Source organism: Pseudomonas sp. LF020 (assembly GCF_053456425.1).
Window position 1 is genome coordinate 101,769 of the sequence record NZ_JBRFIX010000004.1, and the last position, 25,047, is coordinate 126,815.

24 protein-coding genes and 1 pseudogene are annotated in these 25,047 nt (G+C 61.1%); 15 read left to right on the forward strand and 10 right to left on the reverse strand.

Features of this window, described 5'->3' with window-relative positions; all coding sequences use genetic code 11:
- Positions 1-66 precede the first annotated feature (66 nt).
- The 6 genes from dibA (at position 67) to ACU680_RS11025 (ending at position 6,448) form a co-directional block, all read left to right on the forward strand.
- Positions 67-1,986, forward strand: coding sequence for a phosphodiesterase DibA (gene dibA / locus ACU680_RS11000; protein WP_448179456.1), 1,920 nt, complete (start codon positions 67-69; stop codon positions 1,984-1,986).
- 290 nt (positions 1,987-2,276) lie between these two features.
- Positions 2,277-2,459 (forward strand): sulfur starvation response protein OscA, encoded by a 183-nt coding sequence (gene oscA / locus ACU680_RS11005; RefSeq protein ID WP_003220508.1) that lies wholly within the window; start codon positions 2,277-2,279, stop codon positions 2,457-2,459.
- Positions 2,460-2,606: 147 nt separating this feature from the next.
- Positions 2,607-3,620, forward strand: coding sequence for a sulfate ABC transporter substrate-binding protein (locus ACU680_RS11010; RefSeq protein WP_003220509.1), 1,014 nt, complete (start codon positions 2,607-2,609; stop codon positions 3,618-3,620).
- Between the two features lie 131 nt (positions 3,621-3,751).
- The gene (cysT, locus tag ACU680_RS11015) at positions 3,752-4,570 is read left to right on the forward strand and encodes a sulfate ABC transporter permease subunit CysT (protein WP_448179457.1); all 819 of its coding nucleotides are present in this window, start codon (positions 3,752-3,754) and stop codon (positions 4,568-4,570) included.
- 12 nt (positions 4,571-4,582) lie between these two features.
- Entirely contained in the window at positions 4,583-5,455 is an 873-nt protein-coding gene (gene cysW / locus ACU680_RS11020) for a sulfate ABC transporter permease subunit CysW (RefSeq protein ID WP_007952817.1), read from the forward strand.
- Positions 5,456-5,458: 3 nt separating this feature from the next.
- Positions 5,459-6,448 carry a sulfate/molybdate ABC transporter ATP-binding protein gene (locus tag ACU680_RS11025; protein WP_367082408.1) on the forward strand — a complete coding sequence of 330 codons (990 nt, stop codon included), beginning with the start codon at positions 5,459-5,461 and terminating at the stop codon, positions 6,446-6,448.
- 86 nt (positions 6,449-6,534) lie between these two features.
- On the opposite strand, the gene ACU680_RS11030 is transcribed toward ACU680_RS11025, so the two are convergent.
- Positions 6,535-7,062, reverse strand: coding sequence for an Mpo1 family 2-hydroxy fatty acid dioxygenase (locus tag ACU680_RS11030; RefSeq protein ID WP_448179458.1), 528 nt, complete (start codon positions 7,060-7,062; stop codon positions 6,535-6,537).
- An 82-nt stretch (positions 7,063-7,144) separates the two neighbouring features.
- On the opposite strand from ACU680_RS11030, the gene ACU680_RS11035 reads away from it, so the two are divergent.
- Entirely contained in the window at positions 7,145-7,822 is a 678-nt protein-coding gene (locus ACU680_RS11035; protein WP_448179459.1) for a Crp/Fnr family transcriptional regulator, read from the forward strand.
- 147 nt (positions 7,823-7,969) lie between these two features.
- On the opposite strand, the gene uraH is transcribed toward ACU680_RS11035, so the two are convergent.
- Both uraH and ACU680_RS11045 read right to left on the reverse strand, forming a co-directional pair.
- Positions 7,970-8,380 (reverse strand): hydroxyisourate hydrolase, encoded by a 411-nt coding sequence (uraH, locus tag ACU680_RS11040; RefSeq protein WP_448179460.1) that lies wholly within the window; start codon positions 8,378-8,380, stop codon positions 7,970-7,972.
- An 11-nt stretch (positions 8,381-8,391) separates the two neighbouring features.
- On the reverse strand, positions 8,392-8,877 hold the full coding sequence (locus ACU680_RS11045) for a GlcG/HbpS family heme-binding protein (RefSeq protein ID WP_448179461.1): 486 nt from the start codon (positions 8,875-8,877) through the stop codon (positions 8,392-8,394).
- Positions 8,878-9,013: 136 nt separating this feature from the next.
- On the opposite strand from ACU680_RS11045, the gene ACU680_RS11050 reads away from it, so the two are divergent.
- From ACU680_RS11050 to ACU680_RS11070, 5 genes and pseudogenes are all read left to right on the forward strand, one after another.
- A complete protein-coding gene (locus ACU680_RS11050) occupies positions 9,014-9,694 on the forward strand; it encodes a heavy metal response regulator transcription factor (RefSeq protein WP_367082417.1) in 681 nt (226 codons plus the stop codon).
- Complete coding sequence (locus ACU680_RS11055; RefSeq protein ID WP_448179462.1) at positions 9,684-11,072, forward strand: heavy metal sensor histidine kinase; 1,389 nt, start codon at positions 9,684-9,686, stop codon at positions 11,070-11,072. Before ACU680_RS11050 ends, ACU680_RS11055 begins: the two co-directional genes overlap by 11 nt.
- Positions 11,073-11,185: 113 nt before the next feature.
- Positions 11,186-11,434 carry a helix-turn-helix domain-containing protein gene (locus ACU680_RS11060; protein WP_007963482.1) on the forward strand — a complete coding sequence of 83 codons (249 nt, stop codon included), beginning with the start codon at positions 11,186-11,188 and terminating at the stop codon, positions 11,432-11,434.
- A pseudogene (locus tag ACU680_RS11065) lies at positions 11,427-12,068 on the forward strand (type II toxin-antitoxin system HipA family toxin); the annotation flags it as partial. The gene ACU680_RS11060 and the pseudogene ACU680_RS11065, both read left to right, overlap by 8 nt.
- A gap of 27 nt (positions 12,069-12,095) precedes the next feature.
- Positions 12,096-12,218 (forward strand): hypothetical protein, encoded by a 123-nt coding sequence (locus ACU680_RS11070; RefSeq protein ID WP_448179463.1) that lies wholly within the window; start codon positions 12,096-12,098, stop codon positions 12,216-12,218.
- A gap of 3 nt (positions 12,219-12,221) precedes the next feature.
- Here the strand turns inward: ACU680_RS11070 and ACU680_RS11075 are convergent, their stop codons facing one another.
- On the reverse strand, positions 12,222-13,226 hold the full coding sequence (locus ACU680_RS11075) for an AraC family transcriptional regulator (RefSeq protein ID WP_115988474.1): 1,005 nt from the start codon (positions 13,224-13,226) through the stop codon (positions 12,222-12,224).
- A 100-nt stretch (positions 13,227-13,326) separates the two neighbouring features.
- Between ACU680_RS11075 and ACU680_RS11080 the strand changes: the two genes are divergently transcribed.
- Positions 13,327-14,400: a fatty acid desaturase gene (locus ACU680_RS11080; RefSeq protein WP_448179464.1), complete on the forward strand. Its 1,074-nt coding sequence runs from the start codon at positions 13,327-13,329 to the stop codon at positions 14,398-14,400.
- Positions 14,401-14,528: 128 nt separating this feature from the next.
- Here the strand turns inward: ACU680_RS11080 and ACU680_RS11085 are convergent, their stop codons facing one another.
- Genes ACU680_RS11085 through ACU680_RS11095 form a run of 3 tightly spaced genes read right to left on the reverse strand, consistent with a single transcriptional unit; the run spans position 14,529 to position 18,564 of the window.
- Positions 14,529-16,139 carry an arylsulfatase gene (locus ACU680_RS11085; protein WP_448179465.1) on the reverse strand — a complete coding sequence of 537 codons (1,611 nt, stop codon included), beginning with the start codon at positions 16,137-16,139 and terminating at the stop codon, positions 14,529-14,531.
- 14 nt (positions 16,140-16,153) lie between these two features.
- The gene (locus ACU680_RS11090) at positions 16,154-16,969 is read right to left on the reverse strand and encodes an ABC transporter ATP-binding protein (RefSeq protein ID WP_400760132.1); all 816 of its coding nucleotides are present in this window, start codon (positions 16,967-16,969) and stop codon (positions 16,154-16,156) included.
- Positions 16,966-18,564 carry an ABC transporter permease gene (locus tag ACU680_RS11095; RefSeq protein ID WP_448179466.1) on the reverse strand — a complete coding sequence of 533 codons (1,599 nt, stop codon included), beginning with the start codon at positions 18,562-18,564 and terminating at the stop codon, positions 16,966-16,968. The genes ACU680_RS11090 and ACU680_RS11095 overlap by 4 nt, the downstream gene beginning before the upstream one ends.
- 397 nt (positions 18,565-18,961) lie before the next feature.
- Here ACU680_RS11095 and ACU680_RS11100 point away from each other — a divergent pair, with 397 nt between their 5' ends.
- Positions 18,962-19,975 (forward strand): ABC transporter substrate-binding protein, encoded by a 1,014-nt coding sequence (locus ACU680_RS11100; RefSeq protein ID WP_448179467.1) that lies wholly within the window; start codon positions 18,962-18,964, stop codon positions 19,973-19,975.
- Positions 19,976-20,060: 85 nt separating this feature from the next.
- Here the strand turns inward: ACU680_RS11100 and ACU680_RS11105 are convergent, their stop codons facing one another.
- Entirely contained in the window at positions 20,061-20,981 is a 921-nt protein-coding gene (locus tag ACU680_RS11105; protein ID WP_367082431.1) for a LysR family transcriptional regulator, read from the reverse strand.
- 181 nt (positions 20,982-21,162) lie between these two features.
- Here ACU680_RS11105 and ACU680_RS11110 point away from each other — a divergent pair, with 181 nt between their 5' ends.
- Positions 21,163-22,083, forward strand: coding sequence for a TauD/TfdA dioxygenase family protein (locus tag ACU680_RS11110; RefSeq protein ID WP_448179468.1), 921 nt, complete (start codon positions 21,163-21,165; stop codon positions 22,081-22,083).
- Between the two features lie 107 nt (positions 22,084-22,190).
- Here the strand turns inward: ACU680_RS11110 and ACU680_RS11115 are convergent, their stop codons facing one another.
- Together ACU680_RS11115 and ACU680_RS11120 are read right to left on the reverse strand one after the other, a co-directional pair.
- Complete coding sequence (locus tag ACU680_RS11115; protein ID WP_448179469.1) at positions 22,191-23,807, reverse strand: alkaline phosphatase family protein; 1,617 nt, start codon at positions 23,805-23,807, stop codon at positions 22,191-22,193.
- 213 nt (positions 23,808-24,020) lie between these two features.
- Positions 24,021-24,965 (reverse strand): LysR family transcriptional regulator, encoded by a 945-nt coding sequence (locus ACU680_RS11120; RefSeq protein ID WP_448179470.1) that lies wholly within the window; start codon positions 24,963-24,965, stop codon positions 24,021-24,023.
- Positions 24,966-25,047: the final 82 nt, after the last annotated feature.

A 25,047-nucleotide genomic window follows, 5' to 3' on the forward strand; every position in this document is an offset into this window, starting at 1 on the left:
ATAAGAGTCGCTGGATGTTTCTTCACCTATAATTCCAACCTTTTTTGTAGGGACATGGACAGCCGAATGCCTGCCACTTACCGCGATGCCTTGCGTGCAGCGCTGCTTTACCTGGTGCTTGCTGTCGTCTGGCTGCAGAGCACTGGTTACTTATTGAACAGTTTCTTTGATGAGTCTGTCGATCTGCAGCGATGGCAACTGATCAACGGTTACGTCTGGGCGGCGCTCAGTGCCGGGCTGATCTTTCTGGCGCGCGTTCGCTTGTGCGAGTTTCTCGGCATCGGCGCGCGGTTGCGTGAGCGTCAGGCTGACCGTGAGCGCCTGCGCCAGGCGGCTGCGGTGTTCGATTGCACCCGCGAAGGTGTGCTGGTCACCAATCGTCAGGGCCTGATCGTGCACGTCAATCGCGCGTTCATGGCGATCACCGGCTATCAGCGCGAAGAAGTCCTCGGGCATCAGCCAAGCCTGTTCAAGTCCGGCCACCATCCGCCGGGCTTCTATCAGGCAATGTTCGCCACGCTGGAGAGCGAGGGCGAGTGGAGCGGGGAGATCTGGAACCGGCGCAAGAGCGGCGAGATTTATCCACAGTGGCAGACCATCCGCGTGATTCACGATGATCAGGGCCGCCTCAGCCACTATGTGGCGGTGTTTTCCGACATCAGTGCGATCAAGGATTCCGAACACGAACTCAAGCACCTCGCGCACCACGATCCACTGACCGATCTGCCCAATCGCCTGCTGTTCAGCGACCGCGCCGAGCAGGCGCTGGCGTCGGCGCAGATCCACAAGCGCGGCTGCGCGTTGCTGATGATCGATCTGGATCACTTCAAGATGATCAACGACAGCCTCGGGCACAACATCGGCGATCGCCTGCTCAAAGCGGTGGCGTCGCGTTTGCAGGAATTGTTCGGTCCCGGGATTACCTTGGCGCGACTCGGCGGTGACGAATTCGCGGTGCTGGCGGAAAGTTGTCCACAGCTGGTCCAGGCGGCGGCCCTGGCTCAGCGCATTCTCGATGCGCTGAAGGAGCCATTCTGCATCGATGCGCATGAGTTGTTCATCAACGCCAGCATCGGTATCAGCCTGTTCCCCAGTGATGCGTTGAGTGCCGATCAGTTGTTGCGCAATGCCGACGCCGCGTTGTTCAAGGCCAAGAGCAGCGGTCGCAACGGTTATGCGTTGTACACCGAAGAGCTGACCGCCCACGCGCAGCAACGGGTCGAGATCGCCTTCGAACTGCGCCGCGCGCTGGAGCAACAGGAACTGCGGGTCTATTACCAACCGGTGCACGATTTGCACAGCAGTCGCCTGATCGGCGTTGAAGCGCTGGTGCGCTGGCAGCATCCGCAGCGCGGTCTGGTGTCGCCGGCGGAGTTCATCCCGATTGCCGAGCGTACCGGCCTGATCGCCGAAATCGATGCGTGGGTGATGCGCCAGGCGTGTTCGCAGATGTGTCAGTGGCAGCAGGCCGGGATTGTGCTGTCGTTTGTCGCGGTGAACGTGTCGTCGCGCCTGTTTGCCCGGCGTGAGCTGTATCAGCAGGTGGCGCAGGTGCTGCACGAGACCGGGCTGGATCCGGCATATCTGGAGCTGGAAGTCACCGAAAGTGCGGTGATGGATGATCCGGAAGTGGCGCTGGAACAAATGCACCGGTTGCGCGAGCTGGGTATTCGCCTGGCCATCGACGATTTCGGCACCGGCTATTCGTCGCTGCTGCGACTCAAGCGCCTGCCGGTGCAGAAGCTCAAGATCGATCAGGGTTTTGTCGCTGGCCTGCCGTGGGACGAAGACGACGCGGCGATTGTCCGGGTGATCATCGCACTGGCCCGCAGCATGGGCATGCAGGTGCATGCCGAAGGGATCGAGCAGGCCGAACAGGCGGCGTTTCTGCTGGAGCAGGAGTGCGATCTGGGGCAGGGCTACTGGTTTGGGCGGCCAGTGCCGGCGGGGGAGATTGATTGGGCGCGCGCACCGTTTATCGGTTGAATCCGATTCTGTGGCGAGGGAGCTTGCTCCCGCTGGACTGCGTAGCAGGCCAAAAAAAACGGCGAGCGCTTCGCACTCGAGCGGGAGCAAGCTCCCTCGACACAGGGGTTGCGGTGTTCTTTCGTCGCGGGAACACCGCGCAAACCCTTGCCCCGCCACATAATGTTTTCCAGTTATATAAACATTCTTAAATAGTCTTTTTAAGAATATCTGCGCCTCTCTTATATTGCTCCCACGCCGAACGCAGTGCCGCCCACTGCCAGGCATATCCCATTCAAAGGAGCAGCACCATGAGCGCATCCCTTCGCAGCGTTGACGGTCAGGACGAAACCACGATCTTGCGTGAAATTCAGAGCGCCCTGCGCGATCTGCGTTTTGGCGCAGTGGAGATCACTGTGCACAACGCCCAGGTCGTACAGATCGAACGCAAAGAGAAATTCCGTTTGCAGCAGCCGGGTAACAAGCCGAGCTGATTTGAAGATCAAAAGATCGCAGCCTGCGGCAGCTCCTGCTGGGGGCTATGCGCAGGAGCTGCCGCAGGCGGCGATCTTTGAACCGGCACCACGATTTCCGAAATACATAAGAAAAAGCCACCACCAAGAATTCCAGGAGCTTTCACCATGTCGTCGATTCGCCGTTACGCTTTGGCCGCCCTGGCCAGCGCTGTGTTTGCCGGTTCCGCGGTTGCCAAGGATTACGAACTGCTCAACGTGTCGTATGACCCGACGCGCGAGCTGTATCAGGACTACAACGCCGAATTCATCAAGTTCTGGCAGAAAGATCACGCCGGCGACACTGTGAAAATCCAGCAATCCCACGGCGGTTCGGGCAAGCAGGGCCGGGCGGTGATCGACGGTCTGCGCGCCGACGTCGTGACCCTGGCACTGGCCGGCGACATTGACGAAATCGCCAAGCTCGGCAAGACCCTGCCGGCCGACTGGCAGAAGCGTCTGCCGGACGCCAGCACTCCGTACACCTCGACCATCGTGTTCCTGGTGCGCAAGGGCAACCCGAAAGGCATCAAGGACTGGGGCGACCTGGTCAAGAACGACGTTTCGGTGATCACCCCGAACCCGAAAACCTCCGGCGGTGCACGCTGGAACTTCCTCGCCGCGTGGGCCTACGGCCTGAAAGCCAACGGCGGCAGCGAAGAAAAAGCCAAAGAGTATGTGCAGACCCTGTTCAAGCATGTTCCGGTACTGGACACCGGCGCTCGTGGCTCGACCATCACCTTCGTCAACAACGGTCAGGGTGACGTGTTGCTGGCCTGGGAAAACGAAGCGTTCCTGGCGCTGAAAGAAGATGGCGGCGCCGACAAGTTCGACATCGTCGTGCCGTCGCTGTCGATCCTCGCCGAACCTCCGGTGGCGGTGGTCGACAAGAACGCCGAGAAAAAGGGCAACGAGCAGATCGCCGAAGCCTATCTCAAGCACCTGTACAGCCCGGCCGGTCAGGAGATCGCCGCGAAGAACTTCTACCGCCCGCGTGACAAGGACGTGGCGGCGAAGTACGCCCAGCAGTTCCCGAAACTGGAACTGGTGACCATCGACAAGGACTTCGGCGGCTGGAAAACCGCGCAGCCGAAATTCTTCAACGACGGTGGCGTGTTCGACCAGATCTATCAGGCGCAGTAATCTGAGCAGAACCCGGACTCATTGTGGCGAGGGAGCTTGCTCCCGCCTGAGTGCGCAGCGCTCATAAGAGGTAGGGACTGCTGCGCAGTCCAGCGGGAGCAAGCTCCCTCGCCACACAACCAAGGACTTTTATGTCGCGTCGTATCTCCCCCGTCATACCCGGCTTCGGGCTGACGCTGGGTTACACCTTGGTGTACCTCAGCCTGATTGTGCTTATCCCGCTGGCGGCGATGTTCGTCCACGCCGCCCAACTCACCTGGGATCAGTTCTGGACGATCATTTCCGCACCGCGAGTGCTGGCCGCGCTGAAGCTGAGCTTCGGCACCGCGCTGTGTGCGGCGATCATCAACGGCATCATCGGCACGCTGCTGGCCTGGGTGCTGGTGCGCTACACCTTCCCCGGGCGCAAGGTCATCGACGCGATGATCGACCTTCCGTTCGCCCTGCCGACGGCGGTGGCCGGTATCGCCCTGACCGCGCTGTACACCCCGACCGGTCTGGTCGGCCAGTTCGCCGCCGACCTCGGTTTCAAGATCGCCTACTCCCCTTTGGGCATCACCCTGGCGCTGACTTTCGTCACCCTGCCGTTCGTGGTGCGCACGGTGCAGCCGGTACTGGCTGACATTCCCCGTGAAGTCGAAGAAGCCGCCGCCTGCCTTGGCGCGAAACCGTTGCAGGTGTTCCGCCATATCCTCCTGCCAGCGCTATTGCCCGCCTGGCTGACCGGTTTTGCCCTGGCGTTCGCCCGGGGTGTCGGCGAGTACGGTTCGGTGATTTTCATTGCCGGCAACATGCCGATGAAAACCGAGATCCTGCCGCTGCTGATCATGGTCAAACTCGACCAGTACGATTACACCGGCGCCACTTCCATCGGCGTGCTGATGCTGGTGGTTTCCTTCGTCCTGTTGCTGCTGATCAACCTGTTGCAGCGGCGCATCGAAACCCCATAAGGAGGCGCGAACATGTCCCAATCGTCTATTGCGGCCGCGTCCTCGGCCAACGCTGCCCGCCGTGGCAGTGCTACTTCGCGCAGAATCCTGATCGGCCTCGGCTGGCTGATCTTTTTCCTGTTTCTGGTACTGCCGCTGTTCATCGTGGTTTCGCAAGGTTTGAAGAATGGCCTCGGCGCATTCTTCACGGCGATCTTTGAACCGGACGCCTTGTCGGCGCTGAAACTCACGGTGATCGCCGTGCTGATCTCGGTGCCGCTGAACCTGGTGTTCGGGGTCAGTGCCGCGTGGTGCGTGAGCAAGTATTCGTTCCGTGGCAAGAGCATGCTGGTGACGCTGATCGACCTGCCGTTTTCGGTGTCGCCGGTGATCGCAGGTCTGGTCTACGTGCTGATGTTCGGCGCCCAGGGCCTGTTCGGGCCGTGGCTGCAGGATCACGACATCCAGATCGTGTTCGCCCTGCCGGGCATTGTGCTGGCGACGATCTTCGTCACTGTGCCGTTCGTGGCCCGTGAGTTGATTCCGCTGATGCAGGAACAAGGCACGCAGGAAGAAGAAGCCGCGCGGCTGCTCGGCGCCAATGGCTGGCAGATGTTCTGGCATGTCACCGTGCCCAACATCAAATGGGGCCTGATCTATGGCGTGGTGCTGTGTACTGCGCGGGCCATGGGTGAGTTCGGTGCGGTGTCGGTGGTCTCCGGGCACATTCGCGGGGTGACCAACACCTTGCCGCTGCACGTCGAGATCCTCTACAACGAATACAACCACGTGGCCGCGTTCGCTGTGGCGAGCCTGTTGCTGATCCTGGCGCTCTTCATCCTGCTGCTCAAGCAGTGGAGCGAAAACCGTATCAACCGCCTGCGCGCCAGCGCCGCGGAGGAATAATTCATGTCGATCGAAGTGCGTAACGTCAGCAAGAATTTCAACGCGTTCAAGGCGCTGGACAACATCAGCCTGGACATCCACAGCGGTGAACTGGTGGCGCTGCTCGGCCCGTCCGGCTGCGGCAAGACCACCTTGCTGCGCATTATTGCCGGTCTGGAAACCCCGGATAACGGCAATATCGTGTTCCACGGCGAAGACGTGTCCGGCCACGACGTGCGTGATCGCAACGTCGGTTTCGTGTTTCAGCACTACGCCTTGTTCCGGCACATGACGGTATTCGACAACGTCGCGTTCGGCCTGCGCATGAAGCCGAAAAACCAGCGCCCGAGCGAAAGCCAGATCGCGACCAAGGTCCACGAACTGCTGAACATGGTGCAGCTGGACTGGTTGTCGGATCGCTACCCGGAGCAACTCTCCGGCGGTCAGCGTCAGCGTATCGCCCTGGCCCGTGCCTTGGCGGTGGAACCGAAAGTGCTGCTGCTCGACGAGCCGTTCGGCGCTCTCGACGCCAAGGTGCGTAAAGAGCTGCGCCGCTGGCTCGCGCGGCTGCACGAAGACATCAACCTGACTTCGGTGTTCGTGACCCACGACCAGGAAGAAGCGATGGAAGTCGCCGACCGCATCGTGGTGATGAACAAGGGCGTGATCGAGCAGATCGGCTCGCCGGGCGACGTCTACGAAAACCCGGCCAGCGATTTCGTTTATCACTTCCTCGGCGACTCGAACCGCTTGCTGCTCAGCGACGACAACCACGTGCTGTTCCGTCCGCACGAAGTGTCGTTGTCCAAGCATGAGCTGGAAGATCACCACGCCGCTGAAGTGCGTGATATTCGCCCATTGGGCGCGACCACGCGGGTGACGTTGAAGGTCGAAGGGCAGACGGATCTGATCGAGGCGGAAGTGGTGAAGGATCACGACAGCCTGATCGGACTGGCCAAGGGTGAAACCCTGTTCTTCAAGCCGAAGGTCTGGCAGAAAGTCGCCGGCCTCTAAAAGCACAAGATCGCAGCCTGCGGCAGCTCCTACAGGAAATGCATTCCAATGTAGGAGCTGCCGCAGGCTGCGATCTTTCAAACGGCCTAAGCCGCTGCTTTGCGATTCGGATTGACCCGCACCACCCCCGCCCGCGCCTCGATCTGCGCTTTCAACTCATGCCGCATGCCGAGCATGAACGCCACTTCGGCCACCACAAACAGCGGCCCGACAATCAGCCCGCTCACGTCATCGACAAACGCCGGTTTGCGCCCCTCGTAGTGGTGCCCGACAAACTGGATCACCCAGCCAATCACGAACATCGCCAGCCCGCTGCCGAGCCAGACCATGGTGCTCTGCTGCGCCAGCGCATGCCCGGCCCAGACCGACAGGCCCATCAGCACCGTCATCAGCACGCCGAGCTTCAGTTCCAGGCGCAGGTAGAACCACGCCGAGGCCAGTGCCAGCAGCACCGCCGGCGATAGCCACACGCCGCCCAGCGTCCATTCTGGCCGCGACAACAAAACCGCCACCGCCACCACGATCAGCGGAATGCCGATAAAGTGGCTGGCGATGTTGCGCGGGTCGCGGTGGTAGGCGGCGTATTGACTCAAATGATCGACGAGGCTTTTCATTGTTGTTCCTCCTGTAGGGTGAGAGCAGCATGCCCCGGGTTCGGCGTTCGCTCTGTCAGGCAGGCGACAATTGGGAGTGATCATGGATAAGCGTTCACAGCTGATGACCGGGCAATGGTTCAGTCATCTGCCTGCATCCTTTCAGGATAGTCTGCTGGCGGCGGCCCGGGAGCGGCGGCTGACGGCGGGGCAGCGGTTGTTTCAGCGTGGCGATGCGCCGTGCGGGTTGTACGCGGTGCTCGACGGGGCGATCCGGATCGGGGCGGTGAGCGAGCAGGGTAAGGAGGCGCTGCTGAGCCTGGTCGAGGCGCCGCACTGGTTCGGTGAAATCTGCCTGTTCGACGGCCAGCCACGCACTCACGATGCCTATGCCGTCGGGCCGTGCACCCTGCTGAATATCCCGCAGGCCACGCTGCTGAAAATCCTCGATGAACAGCCGGTGTACTGGCGGCATCTGGCATTGCTGATGAGCCAGAAATTGCGCCTGACCTTCATCAACCTCGAACAGCTCAGTCTGCTACCGGCCTCGGCGCGTCTGGCCCATCGTTTGTTGATGATCGCCGAAGGCTACGGCGAACTCGACCCGCCGCGCCGTGTGCTGCAACTGCCGCAAGAGCAGTTGGCGTCGATGCTGTCGCTGTCACGCCAGACCACCAACCAGATCCTCAAGGATCTGCAGGGGCAGGGGATTATCGGGCTGGGGTATGGCGAGATCGAGATTCTCGATGCCGAGCGGCTGCGTGCCCTTGCCACGCTCTGAAAACTCACACCGTTCCACTGTGGGAGCTGGCTTGCCAGCGATTGCGGTGCATCAGTCGACATGCGTGTTTGTTGAACTGACGCCATCGCTGGCAAGCCAGCTCCCACAGGGTTCTCAGCCAAATCACAGAACCTGAAGGAGTGCGGCTTACGAACCGCGATAGGTCGAGAACCCATAAGGGCTGAGCAGCAACGGGATGTGGTAGTGCTGGTCAGTCTGCTTCACCTGGAAAATCACCGGAATCTCCGGGAAAAACGTCTCGCGCTTGTTCTTCTCGAAATACTCACCGGTCTTGAACACCACCCGGTATTCACCTGCCTCGAAAGGCTGTTTGGCCGGGAACAGTTCGGCGATGCGCCCCTGTTCGTTGGTGGTGCCCTGGGCCAGTAGCTGCCAGTTCTGGCCGACGTGTTTTTCCAGGGTCACGTTGATTCCGGGTGACGGCAGGCCGTTTTCCAGGTTGAGCACATGCACGCTCAGCGGGTTGCCGGCGGCCAGTGCCAGGCTGGAGAGGGCACTCAGGCCGAGTGTGGTGAGGGTCATGCGCAGGCTAGGCATAGTGAGTCTCCTTACTGGGAACGGGTGAGGGTCAGGCCGGCCTTTTCGGCGGCTTTGATGGCACAGTTTTCGTCCTGCTCGCCGCCGCCGGATCCGGCCACGCCCATGGCGCCAACCAGTTCATCAGCGGCGAACAGCGGGATCCCGCCGCCGAGCAACAGCAACTCATCGAGGGTGTTGAGGTTAGCGGTTTCCGGGTTGCTGCGGGCGCGCTCGGCGAACAGCCGGGTCGGGGTTTTCGTCGACAGCGCGGTGTAGGCCTTGCGCTGGCTGGCAGCGGTGTTGTGCGGGCCGACGCCGTCGCCGCGCAGGGTCACCAGCAAGTTGCCGCCACGGTCGAGCACCGAGACCGTGGCGGTGCAATTGCTCAGCGCCGTGTCGGCCAGCAGGCGTGCGGTTTTCAGATCCAGGTCAGCGTGGCGCGGCAATTCAGGGGCGGCGAAAGCGCTGGCGCTGAGGCCGAGGGCGAGACTGGCTGCGAGGTATTTGACGGTCATGGACAGGCTCCAAAAGCTAAGGTCGTCACCTTAATCGCCGCTCTTCGTCAGAACCCCGTCAGTCCGATTACAAGTTTGTAATGGGCAACGCCGCCGAAGGCGCCTAGCCTGTGTGCCTGATCAATCGAGGTGTGCCATGCGTTTGCTGGTCGTAGAAGATGAAGCCAAAACCGCGAATTTCCTGGCCAAAGGCCTGGGCGAATCGGGATTTGCCGTGGACGTGGCGCTCAATGGCCTCGATGGGCGCTATTTCATCGAGCAGCAGGAATACGACCTGATCATCCTTGATGTGATGCTACCGGGCCTCAATGGCTGGCAACTGCTGCAATTGATCCGCCAGCGCGGCGCTACGCCGGTGCTGTTCCTGACCGCCAAGGATGCCATCGAAGACCGCGTGCGCGGCCTCGAACTGGGCGCCGATGATTACTTGCTCAAACCCTTCGCCTTTGCCGAATTGCTCGCGCGCGTGCGCACGCTGTTGCGGCGTGGGCCGCTGCGCGAGGCCGAGTCCTACAGCATCGCCGACCTCGAGATTGACGTGCTGCGGCGTCGGGTCAGTCGCGGCGGTCAGCGCATTGCCCTGACCAACAAGGAATTTGCCCTGCTGCAATTGCTCGCCAGCCGTCAGGGCGAAGTGCTGTCGCGCACGCTGATCGCCTCGCAGGTGTGGAACCTCAATTTCGACAGCGATACCAACATGGTCGAAGTCGCGGTGCGTCGCCTGCGGGCCAAGGTCGATGATCCGTACATGCCGAAACTGATCCACACCGTGCGCGGGGTCGGTTATCAACTGGAGGCGCCCGACAATGCGGTCTAGGTCGATCGCCTGGCGTCTGGCGCTGGCGTTCGCCGTGGTCTGCGCGTTGGTGTTGAGTGCGATCGGTTTGTTTCTCTACCGCTCGCTCGACTCGGAGATCGCCTATCGGGATGACTTGGCGTTGCTCGGCCGTCTGGAGCAGGTGCGCGCCTTGCTCGCCGACAGTGACAGCCTCGGCGCCTTGCAGGCGCGGCCACGGTTGTACCAGAACATGCTCGGTAACCTCGACAGCTTGCTGTTGGTGCGGCGGGCCGATGGCTCGAACGTGATCGCGATCAACCCGCGCCAGCGCGAGCTGCCACCATTGAACGCGATCCCCCGCGAGCAGACGCCGCAGCGTCGCGACGTGCTGACCTGGCAGGCGCCGGACGGTGCCGAGCTGGCGCTGCTGTCCGGTGAAGCCCAAGGGCCGAACGGCGAACCGCTGACGGTGATCGCCGGCAAGGTGCTGACCGAACGTGATCAGATGCTCGCCAGTTATCGCTTGCGCCTGTATCTGGCGGTCGGGCTCGGAGCGTTGCTGGCGTTCGCGCTGGGTCTGGTGCTGCTGCGCCGGGGGCTGCAACCGTTGCGGCAATTGAGCGAAGCGGTGCGCGGCATTGATCTGCGCAGCCTTGATCAACGTCTGCCCGCCAGCGGCACCCCCGCCGAATTGCTCGAACCGGTGCAGGCGCTCAACGGCATGCTCGCGCGGCTGGACGACAGCGTGCAGCGGCTGTCGCAGTTTTCTGCCGATCTGGCTCACGAGATCCGCACCCCGTTGCACACCTTGCTCGCCAGCAACGGCCAGGCGCTGAATCACCCGCGCAGCACGGCGGAGTATCAGGAATTGCTGGCCTCGAATATGGAAGAATTCGAACGCCTCAAACGCATGGCCGAGAACCTGATGTTCCTCGCCCGCGCCGAACAGGCCGAGCGGGCACTCGACTTGCGCACGCTGGAATTGCACGAGGTCGGCAATGAATTGTGCGATTACTTCGAAGCGCTGGCGGACGACCGCAATATCCGTCTGGGAAATGCGCTGCACGGCGAACTGCTGGCCGACCAGCAACTGCTGCAACGTGCCCTCGGTAATCTGCTGGCCAACGCGGTGCGTCACGCCGATGAAGGCACACTGATCAGCCTGCGCCGCCACGATGAGCCGGGCGTGTGCTGGTTACAGGTACACAACCACGGCCCGGTGATCGCGCCTGAACATCTGGGCAAACTGTTCGACCGCTTCTATCGCGTCGACCCTTCACGGGCACAGCCTGGAGATTCCGGTGGGCTGGGGCTGGCGATTGTGCAGTCGATCCTGCTGTTGCATGGCGGGCAGGTCAGGGTGAGCAGTAATGCGAGTGGCACAGTGTTTGAGTTGGGTTTTGTCCTGAGCCAATGATGCGCCGTGCAAGTATTCTGAAACTCAGCTAGAGTTTGGTGACTAGTGCATCGCATGTGATGCATTTCATTTATTTATCTATAAATGCATCGTAAACAGTGCAGGTTTGCGCAATGGAACAGATCGGCGAAGTGATCAGAAGTTTGCGCAAGGCGCGCAAACTCTCCCAGCAGGCACTGGCTCAACAATATGGCATGAGTCGCGCCACCATCTCGGGGATCGAAAACAACACGGTCTCCGAAATCGGCCTGCGCAAGGTTGAGGCGATACTCAACGGCTTCGGTTACGAGCTGGTTGCCGTTCCCCGCAAGTCCAATCGCCCAACCCTCGACACTCTGCAAAAAGTGAATTTCCATGACTGAAACGCCGGACAGGTTGCACATCCGTGTGGGTGAACAGATGGTCGGGACGCTGGGGCGCGGGCAGGTTCGCGACGACAGTGTGTTCAGTTATCGCGAAGATGCCAGCGCCGACAACGCGGTATCGCTGACGATGCCCACTCGCCTGGACAGCTATGGCTGGGAACATGGCATTCACCCCGTCTTCGAGATGAACCTGCCCGAAGGCGCGCTGCGTGAGGAGTTGATGCGACGCTTCAGTAAAGCCGTGCGTGGCTTCGATGATTTTGCTTTGTTGGCTATCGTCGGGCCTCATCAGCTCGGCCGTCTGGCAATTGCCAGCGCACCGGCGACTGATCAGCCTCCGGCAACATCCCTCAGCGATCTGCTGGTGCACGATGGTGCTCAGGGGCTGTTCGAAGATCTGTTACAGACCTACGGTCAGTATTCCGGAGTGTCAGGCGTGCAGCCCAAAGTGCTGGTGCGTGACAGCGCTGCGGCGATTGATCGCCTGACTCATCGGGGCGCGACTCATCTGGTCAAGGCCTTTCGCGCCGAAGAGTATCCGCAGCTGGCAACCAACGAATATTTCTGTATGCGGGCGGCGCAGCACTGCGGTCTTGAAGTGCCAAAATTCGAGCTCAGCGAGCGCGGCAAATAATTACTGCAACAAGTGGCTCACGGCATGCAGATGGCGATGAAGGAAATGGCCGAATACAGTCGCAAGCATCCCGAGTTTGCCGAAGTGGGCGAGGCAATGATCGAACAGTGGACTTCCGGCCTGCAACGCAGCTTGATCAAGGGCTGATGTTCAGCGCAGCTGATCGCGAAACTGCCCCGGCGTCATTCCGGTCCAGCGCTTGAACGCGCGGCTGAAGCTGCTGGTGTCGGCAAATCCCAGCAGGTAACTGACTTCACTCAACGAACACTGCGGATCGCGCAGGTGCAGCAGCGCGAGGTTTTCGCGGCTCTCGTTGAGCAGCGTGTCGAAGCGACAGCCCTCATCCGCCAGATGCCGTTGCAGGCTGCGCAGGCTCAGGTGCAAGGCCTGGGCGATGCGTTCGGCGCTGGGTTCGCCTTCGGGCAGTTGTTCTTCGATGGCGTCGCGCACCTTGCGCTCCCAGGTCAGCGGTTGGAGCTGGGCCAGGGTGCGCTTGAGCACCGCTTCGTTGTGTTCGGCCAGTTCCGGGTTGGCGTCGTCGAGGTGGCTGTCGAAGTCGGCGAGGGCGAATTCCAGGCGATCTTCGGCGCAGGAGAAATGCACCGGAGCGCGGAACACCTTGTGCCACTGATGTGCATCGGACGGTTCCGGGCGGCGCAGGTACACCGCCAGCGGCGCGTAATCGCGACCCAGGCGATTGCGGCAGGTGCGTACGTAGATCGCGGCAAACGCGTCGATGGCTTCGAAGGCCGGCGCCGGATTGCCTGACGGAATTTTCAGACGAAACAGATAGCGGTCATCGCTGCGGCTCAGCTCCAGTTCCAGCGCATCGCTGACCACCGGGTGATAACGCACGATGCGTTCGAACACCTCGCGCAGGCTTCCGCTCGCCACCAGCGCATAACCGAGCGCATGGAACGTGGTCGGGCTGACGAAGCGCGAGACCCGCAGGCCGATCGCCGGATCGCCGCTGAACTGCACCGCCAGTTGCCACAGGCGCGTGGTGCCGGACAACGGATACCGCGCGTTCGGGTCGTCCATCAACTGCGGATCAAGCCCGGCCTGTTGGCACAGGCCGAGACTGTCCAGCCCCAGCGCATCGAGTTGCTTGCGCAAGGCACGGGTCCAGCTGGCGAGCGAGGTCGGTTCCTTCATGCTGATTGGCGCTTCCGGTCAACAGGTTGGCGTTCACGGCTACCATCAATAAAGCTTTCGCAAGGCAGGATGCGAACATCAATAAACAGAGGATGGAAGCATGGACCGTACTTCTGCAAGTCCCCAGCGACACAATGCTGCCCAGCGATCAGCGCATATTCGCGAAGTGGTGCTGGCCAAAGGCGTCGAGCTGCGCGAACGCTACCCGATCCTGCAGCACCAGGACGCCCTCGGCGCGGGCATTCTGGCCTTTGCTCTGGCCGGGATGATCGGTTCGGCGACGCTGTACATCACTGGCCACATGGCGTGGTGGGTATGCCTGTTGTTCAACGCGTTTTTCGCCTCCCTGACCCACGAGCTGGAGCACGACCTGATCCACAGCATGTATTTCCGCAAACAACGCGTGCCGCACAACCTGATGATGGGCCTGGTGTGGCTGGCGCGGCCGAGCACGATCAATCCGTGGATTCGCCGTCATCTGCACCTCAATCACCACAAGGTCTCCGGCACCGAAACCGACATGGAAGAACGCGCGATCACCAACGGCGAGCCTTGGGGTTTTGCGCGCTTGCTGATGGTCGGCGACAACGTGATGTCGGCGTTCATCCGCATGCTGCGGGCCAAGACCTGGGCGCACAAGTTCAGCATCATCAAGCGCACGCTGAAGGTCTACGCGCCGCTGGCGCTGGTGCATTGGGGCGCGTGGTATGTGTTTCTCGGTTTTCATGCGGCGAATGGCATCGCCTACCTCATGGGTTCGCCGATTGAATGGTCGGCGACCACGCTGTCGGTGATGCAGGTGATCGATATCGCGGCAGTAGTGATCATCGGCCCGAATGTGCTGCGCACCTTCTGCCTGCATTTCATCAGCTCGAACATGCACTACTACGGCGACATCGAGGCAGGCAATGTGCTGCAGCAATGCCAGGTGTTGAACCCTTGGTGGCTGTGGCCGCTGCAGGCGTTCTGCTTCAATTTTGGCAGCAGTCACGGGATTCACCATTTTGTGGTGAAGGAACCGTTTTACATCCGGCAGATGACCGTGCCGGTGGCGCACAAGGTGATGCGCGAGATGGGCGTGCGGTTCAATGATTTCGGCACGTTTGGGCGGGCGAACCGGTTTGTTCGCAAGGATGAATTGGTGCAGGAAGAGGTGCGCACTGCCCGGGCTTGATGGGTGGTTTGAGGGCCTCTTCGCTGGCAAGCCAGCTCCCACAGGTTTTGTGTCATTCGAAGGGTTTGTGAACGACATTGAACCTTGTGGGAGCTGGCTTGCCAGCGATAGCGGTTTATCAGACGACCTCAGTCCGGCTGAAACGGCGAAGCACTCAAAATCACCCCGGTCTCCTCGACATACTGCTGCCAATGCCCGATCAACGTGCTGAGCTTGTCCGGCTGACTCAAGGCCAGATCATGAATTTCCCCCGGATCACTGCTCAAGTCATAAAGCTGCCAGGTCGCCGGCCCCACCGGCCCGGGGATCCACACCGCTTTCCATGACCCTTGGCGAATCGCCCGGCGCCCGAACAATTCCCAGCCAGTAACGGTGTGCTCGTCATGCACCTGCGCCGTCTCGCCGGACAAAAAGCCCAACCACGATTTGCCACGCAACGGCGCCACCGGTTTGCCGTGCCACTGTTTGCCCGGATGGCGCACACCCGCCAGATCGAGAATCGTCGGAGTGATGTCCATCACCGTGCCGAAGCCATGGCTGATCTGCCCTTTGATTGGCAGTTGCGGGTAGTGCAGCAACGCCGGCACACGGATCCCGCCTTCGGTGGTAAACGCCTTGAACAGCCGTGACGGCGCGGTCGCCACCTGCGCCCAGCTCGGCCCGTACCAGACGTAGGAATTGGCGCGACCGATGTTGTCGAGGCTGTTGTCGTAATGCTGATTCAGGTAAGTCAGCAGTTCCGGGCCGAACTTGGGGAACGCTTCCAGCAGCGCGCCCTCGGCACCGTTATCGGACATGAACAGGATGAAGGTGTTATCGAGTTGGCCCTGCTGGCGCAGGTAATCGACCACCCGGCCGATGTTCCAGTCCATGCGCTCGACCATCGCCGCGTAGACCTCCATGGCCCGCGCGGAAATCTGCCGTTGCTCAGCGCTCAGCGCAGTCCATTGCGCATTCAGTTGAATCAGTGGATGCGGCTCGACATCCGGCTCGATCAGCCCCAGCGCCTTGAGTTTTTCCAGGCGTTCCAGGCGCAAGACTTCGGGGCCGGCGTCGTAACGGCCACGGTATTTTTCGACGATGTCGGCCGGTGCCTGCAACGGCCAATGCGGTGCGGAGAACGGCAGATAAGCGAAGAATGGCCGGCTCTGATCGCGCTCCTTGAGATACTGCAGCAGCTTGTCGCCGAAGGCATCCGACGAGTAGAAATCCTTGGGCAGCTCATCGATAAAGGTGTCGTCTTCGATGTACAGCGCCGGAGTCGATTTCAGCAGGCCAGGGGTGTGTTCATCGTAAGTCGGCTCGAAACCATAGTGGTTGGCCGCACCCGGCAGCAACGAGAACGAACGCTCGAAACCGCGGGCCTGCGGCGCCAGTTCAGCCGTCAGGCCGAGGTGCCATTTGCCGCTCATCAACGTCTGGTAACCGGCCTCGCGCAGCAGCTCGGGCAGGGCCACAACGCGGTCGTTGAGATAACCCTCGTAACCCGGTTTGCCAATCAGTTCCGGAGTCAGCGCTTCGGCCATGGTGCCGATGCCGGCGATGTGGTGATCGGTGCCGGTCAGCAGCATCGAACGGGTTGGCGAGCAGGTCGGTGCGGTGTGGAAATCGGTCAGGCGCAGGCCGTTGCTGGCCAGAGCATCCAGGTTCGGTGTGGCAATTTCGCCACCGAAGGCGCCGAGGTCGGAGAAGCCGAGATCGTCGGCCAGAATCACCAGAAAGTTGGGGCGTTGCGGCATCGATAAAGCTCCTCTCAATAGGCAATGAACGACAGCGGCAGATCGCGGATCTGCACCGGCAGGCTCGGTTGATAATGGTCGTCACTGGTCAGTTCGTGCAGCAGCTCTTCGCGCAGTTGATGGAAGTCGAAACTGCTGCGCTGACGCGGGTGTGGCAAGGCGATGTCGACCACTTGCTTGATCCGTCCCGGACGCGGCTCCATCACCACCACGCGATCGGCGAGGAAGATCGCTTCTTCGACGTCATGGGTGACGAGGATCGTGGTGATTTTTGCCCGGTCACGGATCGCCAGCAGCTCGTCCTGCATCTGCTGGCGGGTCAGTGCATCGAGCGCGCCGAACGGTTCGTCGAGCAGCAGAATCCGTGGACTGGCGACCAGTCCGCGAGCAATCGCCACGCGCTGGGCCATGCCACCGGAGAGCTGGTGCGGGTAGGCGCGGGTGAAATCGCGCAGGCCGACCAGATCGATGAAATCGTTGATGCGCTGCTGCTTTTCGGCGGTGCTCAGCGGCTCGTTGACCAGGCCCAGACCGATATTGTCGGCCACGGTCAGCCACGGGAACAGCCGATGCTCCTGAAACACGATACCGCGCTCGCCGCCGATGCCGCTGACGGCTTTGCCATCGACGCTGATCTGCCCGCGAAACTGCGTGTCGAGGCCCACCAGCAGACGAAGCAGAGTGGATTTTCCGCAGCCGCTGGAGCCGACAATGGCGACGAATTCGCCTTCGGCGATGTCGAGGTTGAATTCGCGAATCGCCTCCAGTTCGAAACCGTCGACGTCGAAGGATTTGCCTACGTGGGTGAAGCTGACAATCGGTGCGTTCATGCGTGTCTCCAGCGAGTGGCGCGAATTTCCAGGCGTTGGCCGATGAGGTTGAGCAGGGCGCCGGTGAGGCCGACCAGCAGCATCCCGGCCATGATCAGGTCCATGCGCAGCAGTTGTTGGGCGCCGATCATCTGGCTGCCGATGCCGCCGTTGGACGGCATGAAGTATTCGGCGCCGATGGTGCCGAGCCAGGCGTAGATCAGGCTCAGGCGCAGCCCGGCGAAAATCCCCGGCGCCGCACCCGGCAGCACCAGACGACGCAGGCGCTGACCGAGGTTCAGGCGCAGCACCTGCGCGGCTTCGTTGAGTTGTGGCGAGAGGTTGGCGACGCTGCGCTGAGTGGCGATGAACAACGGAAAGAACGCGGCGAGGGCGACGAATACCCACTTCGCCAACTCACCCAGACCGAACCACGCGGTGAGCAGTGGCACCCAGGCGAAAATCGCAATCTGGCGAATGGCGGCGAGGGTCGGGCCGAGCAGCCGTTCGCTGATCTTCGACAGACCCAGCAGCAAGCCAAGGGTGAAACCGAGGCCGCCACCCAGTAACAGACCGCCAAGGGTGCGGCCGAGGCTCAGGGCCATGCCGCTGATCAGCGTGCCATCGAGCAGACCGTTTTTTGCCGTTTGCAAGACTGCCAGCGGGCTGACCAGGATATTGGCGTCGATCCATTGCTGATCGCTCGCCACCTGCCACAAACCGATCATGCCCAGCGGCACCAGCCACGGTTGCACTCGCTGCCAGCCTTCATAACGCGGACCACGGCGAATTTCTGCGGTGGCGGGGTGCGGCCAGTGCACCAGTTTGCGGTCGAGAAAACCGATGCCGCGATCCATCGCTACACCGAGCACACCGATAACCACGATGCACACGAACACGATGTCGAGCATGAACAGCTGCCGTGCCCAGACCATCAGGTAGCCGATGCCTTCGCTGGACGCCAACAGCTCCACCGCCAGCAAGGAGGTCCAGCCAGCGGCCAGGGCCAGACGCACGCCGGCCATGAACGCCGGCAGCGCGGCGGGCAACACCAGACGCCGGATCAGCAGGTAGGGAGGCAGGCGCAGTACGGCGGCGGCTTCGCGCAGTTTCGGTTGCGCATCACGCACACCGACAAAGGTGTGCAGCGTCACCGGGACCACGATGGCCTTGATCAGCACCACCAGTTTCAGCACTTCGCCGATGCCGAAAAACACCATGAACAGTGGAATCCACGCCAGTGTCGGCACCTGCGCGAGACCTGCGAACGTCGGGAAAATCAAACGTTCCAGGCGTCGACTGAACCCCAGAGCAGCGCCGAGCACCGCACCCGCCGAAATCCCCGCGAGCAGGCCCCAGAGCAGGCGTTGCAGGCTGATCCACAAATGACTCCACAGCTCGCCCTGGGCCAATTCGATGGCGCTGTTCCACACCAGCGATGGTGCCGGCAGGATCTGTTCGCTCATCCACTGATTGCGCGCGGCCAGCCACCACAGGGCGAACAGACTGATCGGCAGCAGCCAGGGCAACAGACGTTGATTCAGGCTGGGCCACTGCCGCCGACTTTTCAGGGGCGGCGCGGGCAGCGGCAGGCTGAGCAGGGAATCACGGGCCATGGGTGACCTCCGTTGTCGGGTTGGATCGGGAGCAGGATCAAAAGATCGCAGCCTTCGGCAGCTCCTACAGGGGGACGCGTCCGTGAAGTCGCCCCTGTAGGAGCTGCCGAAGGCTGCGATCTCTAGCGGTATTAGCTATAAACAAATTGTTATAAGCGATATCTAAAATATTGAATTTGGAGATAAGCAGCGCCATTTAAGGCTTCCAGCGCATCGCGCATCCAATGCATTCGAAGAATATTTTCGATGCTGTTAATGCATACGCCGCTGCGAGCCGCGTGGCTTCTCGCTTAGCGTGAAAAGCTATAAAAATGTGCATTTATAGTATTTAAGCGAAGGTCGTGCTTCGGCCTACTTTCGGTTCCTCAACGCCCGTCGTGATCAAGGAGCCGCACCCATGAACCTTCCCTTCAAACGAGTCTTCAACCTGTTTGCCATCCCGGCGCTGGCGGGGCTGCTGGCCTTTACCGCGCAGGCCGATGAACTCAAGGAGATCCGGATCGCCGTCCCCGATCTGAGCGCCGGCACCCAGCACAGCGGCGGCGGTGTGGTGGACGTGTTGCGTGATCAGCAGATCTTCGAAAAAGCCTTCGCCGATCAGGGCATCAAGATTCAGTGGAGCTTCTTCAAGGGCGCCGGGCCGGTGATCAACGAGGCGTTTGCCAACGGTCAGGTCGATCTGGCGTATCTGGGCGACCTCGCGGCGATCATTGGCAAGTCCAACGGTCTCGACACCCGTTTGCTCAGCGCCAGTGCGCGTGGGGTGAAGCATTATCTGGGCGTGGTCCCGGGGTCGGGGATCAAGACCCTGCAGGATCTGAAAGGCAAGCGCGTAGCGATCTTCCGTGGCACCGCCACGCAGTTGTCGTTTGATGCGGCGCTGGCCAGTCAGGGCTTGAGCGAGAAGGATCTGAAAGTGATCAACCTCGACTTCAGCGGCGCGGTCGCGGCATTGGCGGCCAAGCAGATCGACGCGTCGTGGGGCAGCTCAGGGCTGACGGCGCTGCAAGCCAAAGGGCTGGCGGAGTTGCCGCTCAGCACCAAGGATCTGGGCGGCGCCGGCAGTGTGCAATCGGTGCTGGTCGGCACCGGCAAGTTTGTCGACGGGCACCCGGAGGTCGTGGCAAAACTGCTCAAGGCGCAGCAGCAGGCCGTGGAATGGCTGACCCAGGACAGCAACAAGGACGCTTACGTGCAACTGGTGTCGGGGCTGGCGAGTTATCCACCGGTGATCCTGACCCAGGACCTGCAGGATCAGAAACTCAGCGAAGTGTTCCCGTCGACGCTGGACCCGGTGTTCCTCGGCAAATTGCAGGACTCGGTGGATCTGGCGGCGCAGCAGAAGCTGATTCGCAAGCCGTTCAAGGTCAGCGATTGGGTGGCGCCTGAACTGGCGGCGGCCAAGCTTTAACAGCACAAGATCGCAGCCTTCGGCAGCTCCTGCAGGGGAATGCGTTCTCCTGCAGGAGCTGCCGAGGGCTGCGATCCTTTGATCTTCAAACCGCGACGCTGATCGCCTGCTTATCCACCGCCACCAACGTCTCGATCATCGCTCTTGCTGCCGGCGACAAACGAAACCCGGTGCGGCTGACGATCCCGCAGCGCGCATTCATGCTCTCCAGATTCTGCGGCAGGTTGCGCCAGTGCAGCAGCGCCAGCGAACCCTGGGCGATGTCCTCGACGAATGCCTCCTCCGTGCCCACGCCAATCGCATTGGATTGCAGCACCACCTTCACCAGCGCCGGGAAATGCTCGGTCTCGATGGTCGGCGAAAAGTCGATCCGGCCGCTGAGGTTCGCCAACAATTTGCGAATCCCCGGCGGGATCAGCGTGGTCGCCAGCGGGTAGTCGAACATGTCATTGGTCGACAGACTTTCCTTGGCCAGCAACGGATGCCCGGGGCGGCAGAAAAACACCCCGCGCTTGGGTGTCAGGGCCTGGGTCTGGAAGTTCGGATCGGCCTCAAAATGGCGGATGTCGGCGATGAAGAATTCGATCTCTTCACGGCTCAGCGCACGGCTGAGTTTTTCCCAGTTATCCACCTGAAAACAGGTGCGCACTTTCGGGTGCGCGTTGATGAATTGCGCCACCGCGTCCGGCACCAGTTTCACCGCCGGGGCCGGGCCGCAGCCGAAGTGCAGTTCACCGGCATCGAGCTTGGTCATCTGCGTCACTTCCGCGCTGAGCAGCGCCGCGCCTTGCACCAGGGTCAGCGCGTGTTGCAGCACCACCTGGCCTTCTGGCGTCGGGCGCAGATCCTTGTTGCCGCGATCCACCAGCACGCAGCCGAACTCTTGCTCCAGCCCTTGAATGCTGCGGCTGAACGCCGGTTGAGTGATGCCCATCGCGTCTGCCGCGCGGACAAAACTGCGGTGTTCGTTGAGGGCGATGAAGTAGCGCAACTGGCGAAGATCCATATGCTTTTCCGGCATCCTAAAAATAGCTCGAAGGCATTTGCGACGAGGGTTGCTTGAGGTTTTAAATGCAAGCTCTTATTCCGTCAACGAAGCATGTGAATATCTATTAGATGTAAATGGAATATAGATAGAGCGATGCTTCGCTGCCGCCCAACCGCAAGCAGTCGATGAGGGTCTACCCATGAGCAATGCCGCACTCGCTGTAAAACCCGCTGTCCACGCGCTGGAAATTCACCCGGTGGCCGGCCGTATCGGCGCCGAGATTCGTGGCGTGCACCTGTCCGGTGAACTGGACGCCGCCACGGTCGAAGCCATTCAGCAGGCGCTGATCCAGTACAAGGTGGTGTTCTTCCGCGAGCAGACCCAGCTCGACGATCAGCGCCAGGAAGCCTTCGCCCATCTGCTCGGCGAGCCTGTGGCGCATCCGACCGTACCGGTGCGTGAGGGCACCCGTTATCTGCTGGAACTGGACGGGGCCGAAGGCCAGCGCGCCAACTCCTGGCACACCGACGTGACCTTCGTCGACGCCTACCCGAAAGCCTCGATCCTGCGCTCGGTGGTGGCCCCGGCCTTTGGTGGCGACACCCTGTGGGCCAACACGGCGACTGCCTACAACGAACTGCCGACGGAGCTGCGCGAACTGGCGGACAAACTGGTCGCCGTGCACAGCAACGAATACGACTACGCCGGGGCCAAGCCGGACGTCTCGGCAGAGAAGCTTGAACGCTATCGCAAGATCTTCACTTCGACTGTTTACGAGACCGAGCACCCGGTGGTCCGCGTGCACCCGATCAGCGGCGAGAAGAGCTTGTTGCTGGGGCACTTCGTCAAACGTATCAAGGGTTATTCGCAGGCCGATTCGGCGCACCTGTTCGGCCTGTTGCAGAGCCATGTGATCCGTCAGGAAAATACCGTGCGCTGGCGCTGGAAGGCGGGCGATGTGGCGATCTGGGATAACCGTTCGACCCAGCATTATGCGATTGATGATTACGGCACTCAGGATCGCATCGTGCGGCGGGTGACGCTGAAGGGGGAGGTGCCGGTTGGGACTTCGGGGCAGCGTAGTCAGACTATTAAAGGCGCGGATATCGTCGGCGTTTGATAAGGCCCCATCGCTGGCAAGCCAGCTCCCACAGAGATTTGTGTCGGACACAAAGGATGTGAACAACGCAAAACCTGTGGGAGCTGGCTTGCCAGCGATGCTTTTAACTACCACACACCGATCTGCACGACTTTCTCGACCTCCGGCTCGCCATAGCGGAACCGCTGTCCACGCACATCAATCTCCTGATGACTGATCGTGGTCCGCCGCTTCAATCCGCGCACCCATTCAAACAGATACCCCGCATGCTCCTCGCGCACCGCGGCGTACGCCGGATCCTCACCCAGATCGCGCAATTCCTGCGGATCATTCAACAGGTCAAACAGTTGCGACTGGAAACCGTCGTACGCCAGGTATTTCCAGCGCTCGCTGCGCACCATGGTCATGCGGCAACGGTCGATCGGCTGACCGAGTCGCTCACGCGCAGGCGCCTGGAAGGCGTAGTCGTATTCGCTGATGGCGTAGCGGCGCCAATCGGGATTTTCGCCGTGCAGCAGCGGGATCAGCGAGCGTCCTTCCAGCCGATGCTCGGCCTTCGGCAAGCCCAGGGCCTGGAGAAATGTCGGCAACGCATCAATGGTTTCCGCCAGCCGCTCATCCACCGTACCCCGGGTGATGTCCGCCGCGGCGCGCGGGTCGCGCACGATCAATGGCACGCCAACCGCTTGCTCCAGCAAAAACTCCTTTTCGCCCAGCCAGTGGTCGCCAAGAAAGTCGCCGTGATCGCTGGTGAACACGATCAACGTGTCATCCCAACGTCCGTTGCTCTGCAGAAAATCGAACAGCCGCCCGAGTTGATCATCCACCTGCTTGATCAGGCCCATGTAGGTGGGGATTACATTCAATCGTACTGAGTCACGGGAGAAGTTGAGGCTTTCCTCATGCTGGCGAAACGCCGTGTATACGGGGTGTTTGCTGGCTTCGGAGGGAGTCGCGCGGACCGGCTCGAGAATCGATTTCGTACTGTACAAGGCGTGGTATGGCGCCGGTACGATGTAGGGCCAGTGCGGTTTGATGTAGGAGAGGTGTAAACACCAGGATTTCTCACCTTGCTCGGTGATGAAGTCGATGGCTCGATTTGTAGTGTAGACAGTCTCTGAGAACTGCTCGGGAATTCGCGCTGGTAAATGGGCATGACGCATGTGCCAGCCGCTGAGGATTTCACCGCTCTCGCCTTCGGCGGCGTTGGCCCAGTCGTGCCAGGGATTGCGCCCGTCGAAGCCCTGCTTGCGCAGGTAATGGGTGTAGGGCGCGGATTCGCGCTTGTCGTCGAACAGCGGGTCGTCGGGGAAGATTCCGTCGTGGCGAAAGTACGGTTCGAAACCGACCTCGTTGAGCACCTCGGCCTGCGCGCTGTCCGGGTTGATCGCCAGACGCTGCAAGGCATCGATGTTGGCGGTGGCGTGGGTCTTGCCGACCAGCGCGGTGCGGATGCCGTGAGGGCGCAGGTAGTCGCCGATCGTCAGTTCCTCAAGCGGCAACGGCACGGCGTTCCACGCCACTTGATGGCTGCTGACGTAGCGCCCGGTGTAGGCCGACATCCGCGACGGCCCGCAAATCGTGCCCTGGGTGTAGGCACGGCTGAAGCGCACGCCGGCGGCGGCCAGGCGATCGATGTTCGGCGTGTAAAGATGCGGATGGCCGTAGCAGGACAGGTAATCGCGGCGCAACTGATCGCACATGATGTACAGCACGTTGCGCACGGGGTTTTGCGGGTTGGACATGGGGTTCACCGGTCAGAAAGACAGGTGGGGGTTGTCGCTTTCGGCGGGGGTGTTCGGCAAGTGCATTTGGGGAATGGGTTTTATGCAGGGGATGCATCGGTGCCTTTGGCGACGCCTTCGCTGGCAAGCCAGCTCCCACAGGATTTGCGCCGGGCACAAATGATGTGAACACCCGGACTTTGTGGGAGCTGGCTTGCCAGCGATAGCGGCAGCTCAGACAGCTAAATTTTCGAGTGAACAAACCTCCTCACCCACCGCATCAATCGCCTTGATCTGCTCAATCATTGCCTCCGCCAGCGGCGACAACCGATACCCTGCCCGACTGACAATCCCGTAACGGGTGTACAGCTCTTCCAGGTCATCGGCCAACCCTTCGACCCGCAAACACACCAGCTCACCCTTGGCCTGATGCAGCGCATCGGAATACGCCCCGACAATGCCGATCGCATCCGAACGCAGCACCACGCTGAGCAGGCTTGAGCTGTTTTCGCATTCCACATTCGGCGTGAAATCCGGGCGGCCGCTGAGGTCGACGATGACCTTGCGCAGGTTCGGCGGGCGAATGCTCACCGCCAGTGGATAACTCATCAATTGTTCGGCCGAGACCCGTTCAAATGCCGTTAAGGGATGCCCGGCGCGGCAGCAGAAATGCCATTTGCGCGGACGCAATCGATGGGTGAGGTAATCCGGGTCGGCCTCGAAGTGTCGAGTGTCGGCGACGAAGAATTCGAACTCCTCACTGAGCAGGCGTTTGCTCAGGCTCTGCCAGTCATCGACCTGAAATTGCACCCGCGCTTTCGGGTAACGGCCGATGAACGCGCCGATCGCGCGCGGGATCAATCCGGCCGCCGGCGCGGGGCCGCAACCGAAGCGCAATTCGCCCGCCTCCAGGCCATTGAACTGGCTGATCTCGTTGGCCATCTGCTGCGCGCCGCTGACCAGTCGCCGGGCATGTTCGAGCAGCACTTGGCCTTGCTTGGTCGGTGGCAGTTCCTTGCGCCCGCGATCGATCAACTGGCAGCCGACGCTGTGTTCCAGCGCCTGAATACTGCGGCTGAACGCCGACTGCGACAGGTTCACCGCCTGCGCGCCGGCGACGAAGCTGCGTTGTTCGGCGAGGGCGATGAAGTGTCGAAGTTGGCGCAAGTCGATATGCATTTTTCACATAAAAAATATCCGGGAAATGCATTGGATATGCATTAGGTCGACTCCTTATAAAGGCAATCTCTTATGCAGTAAA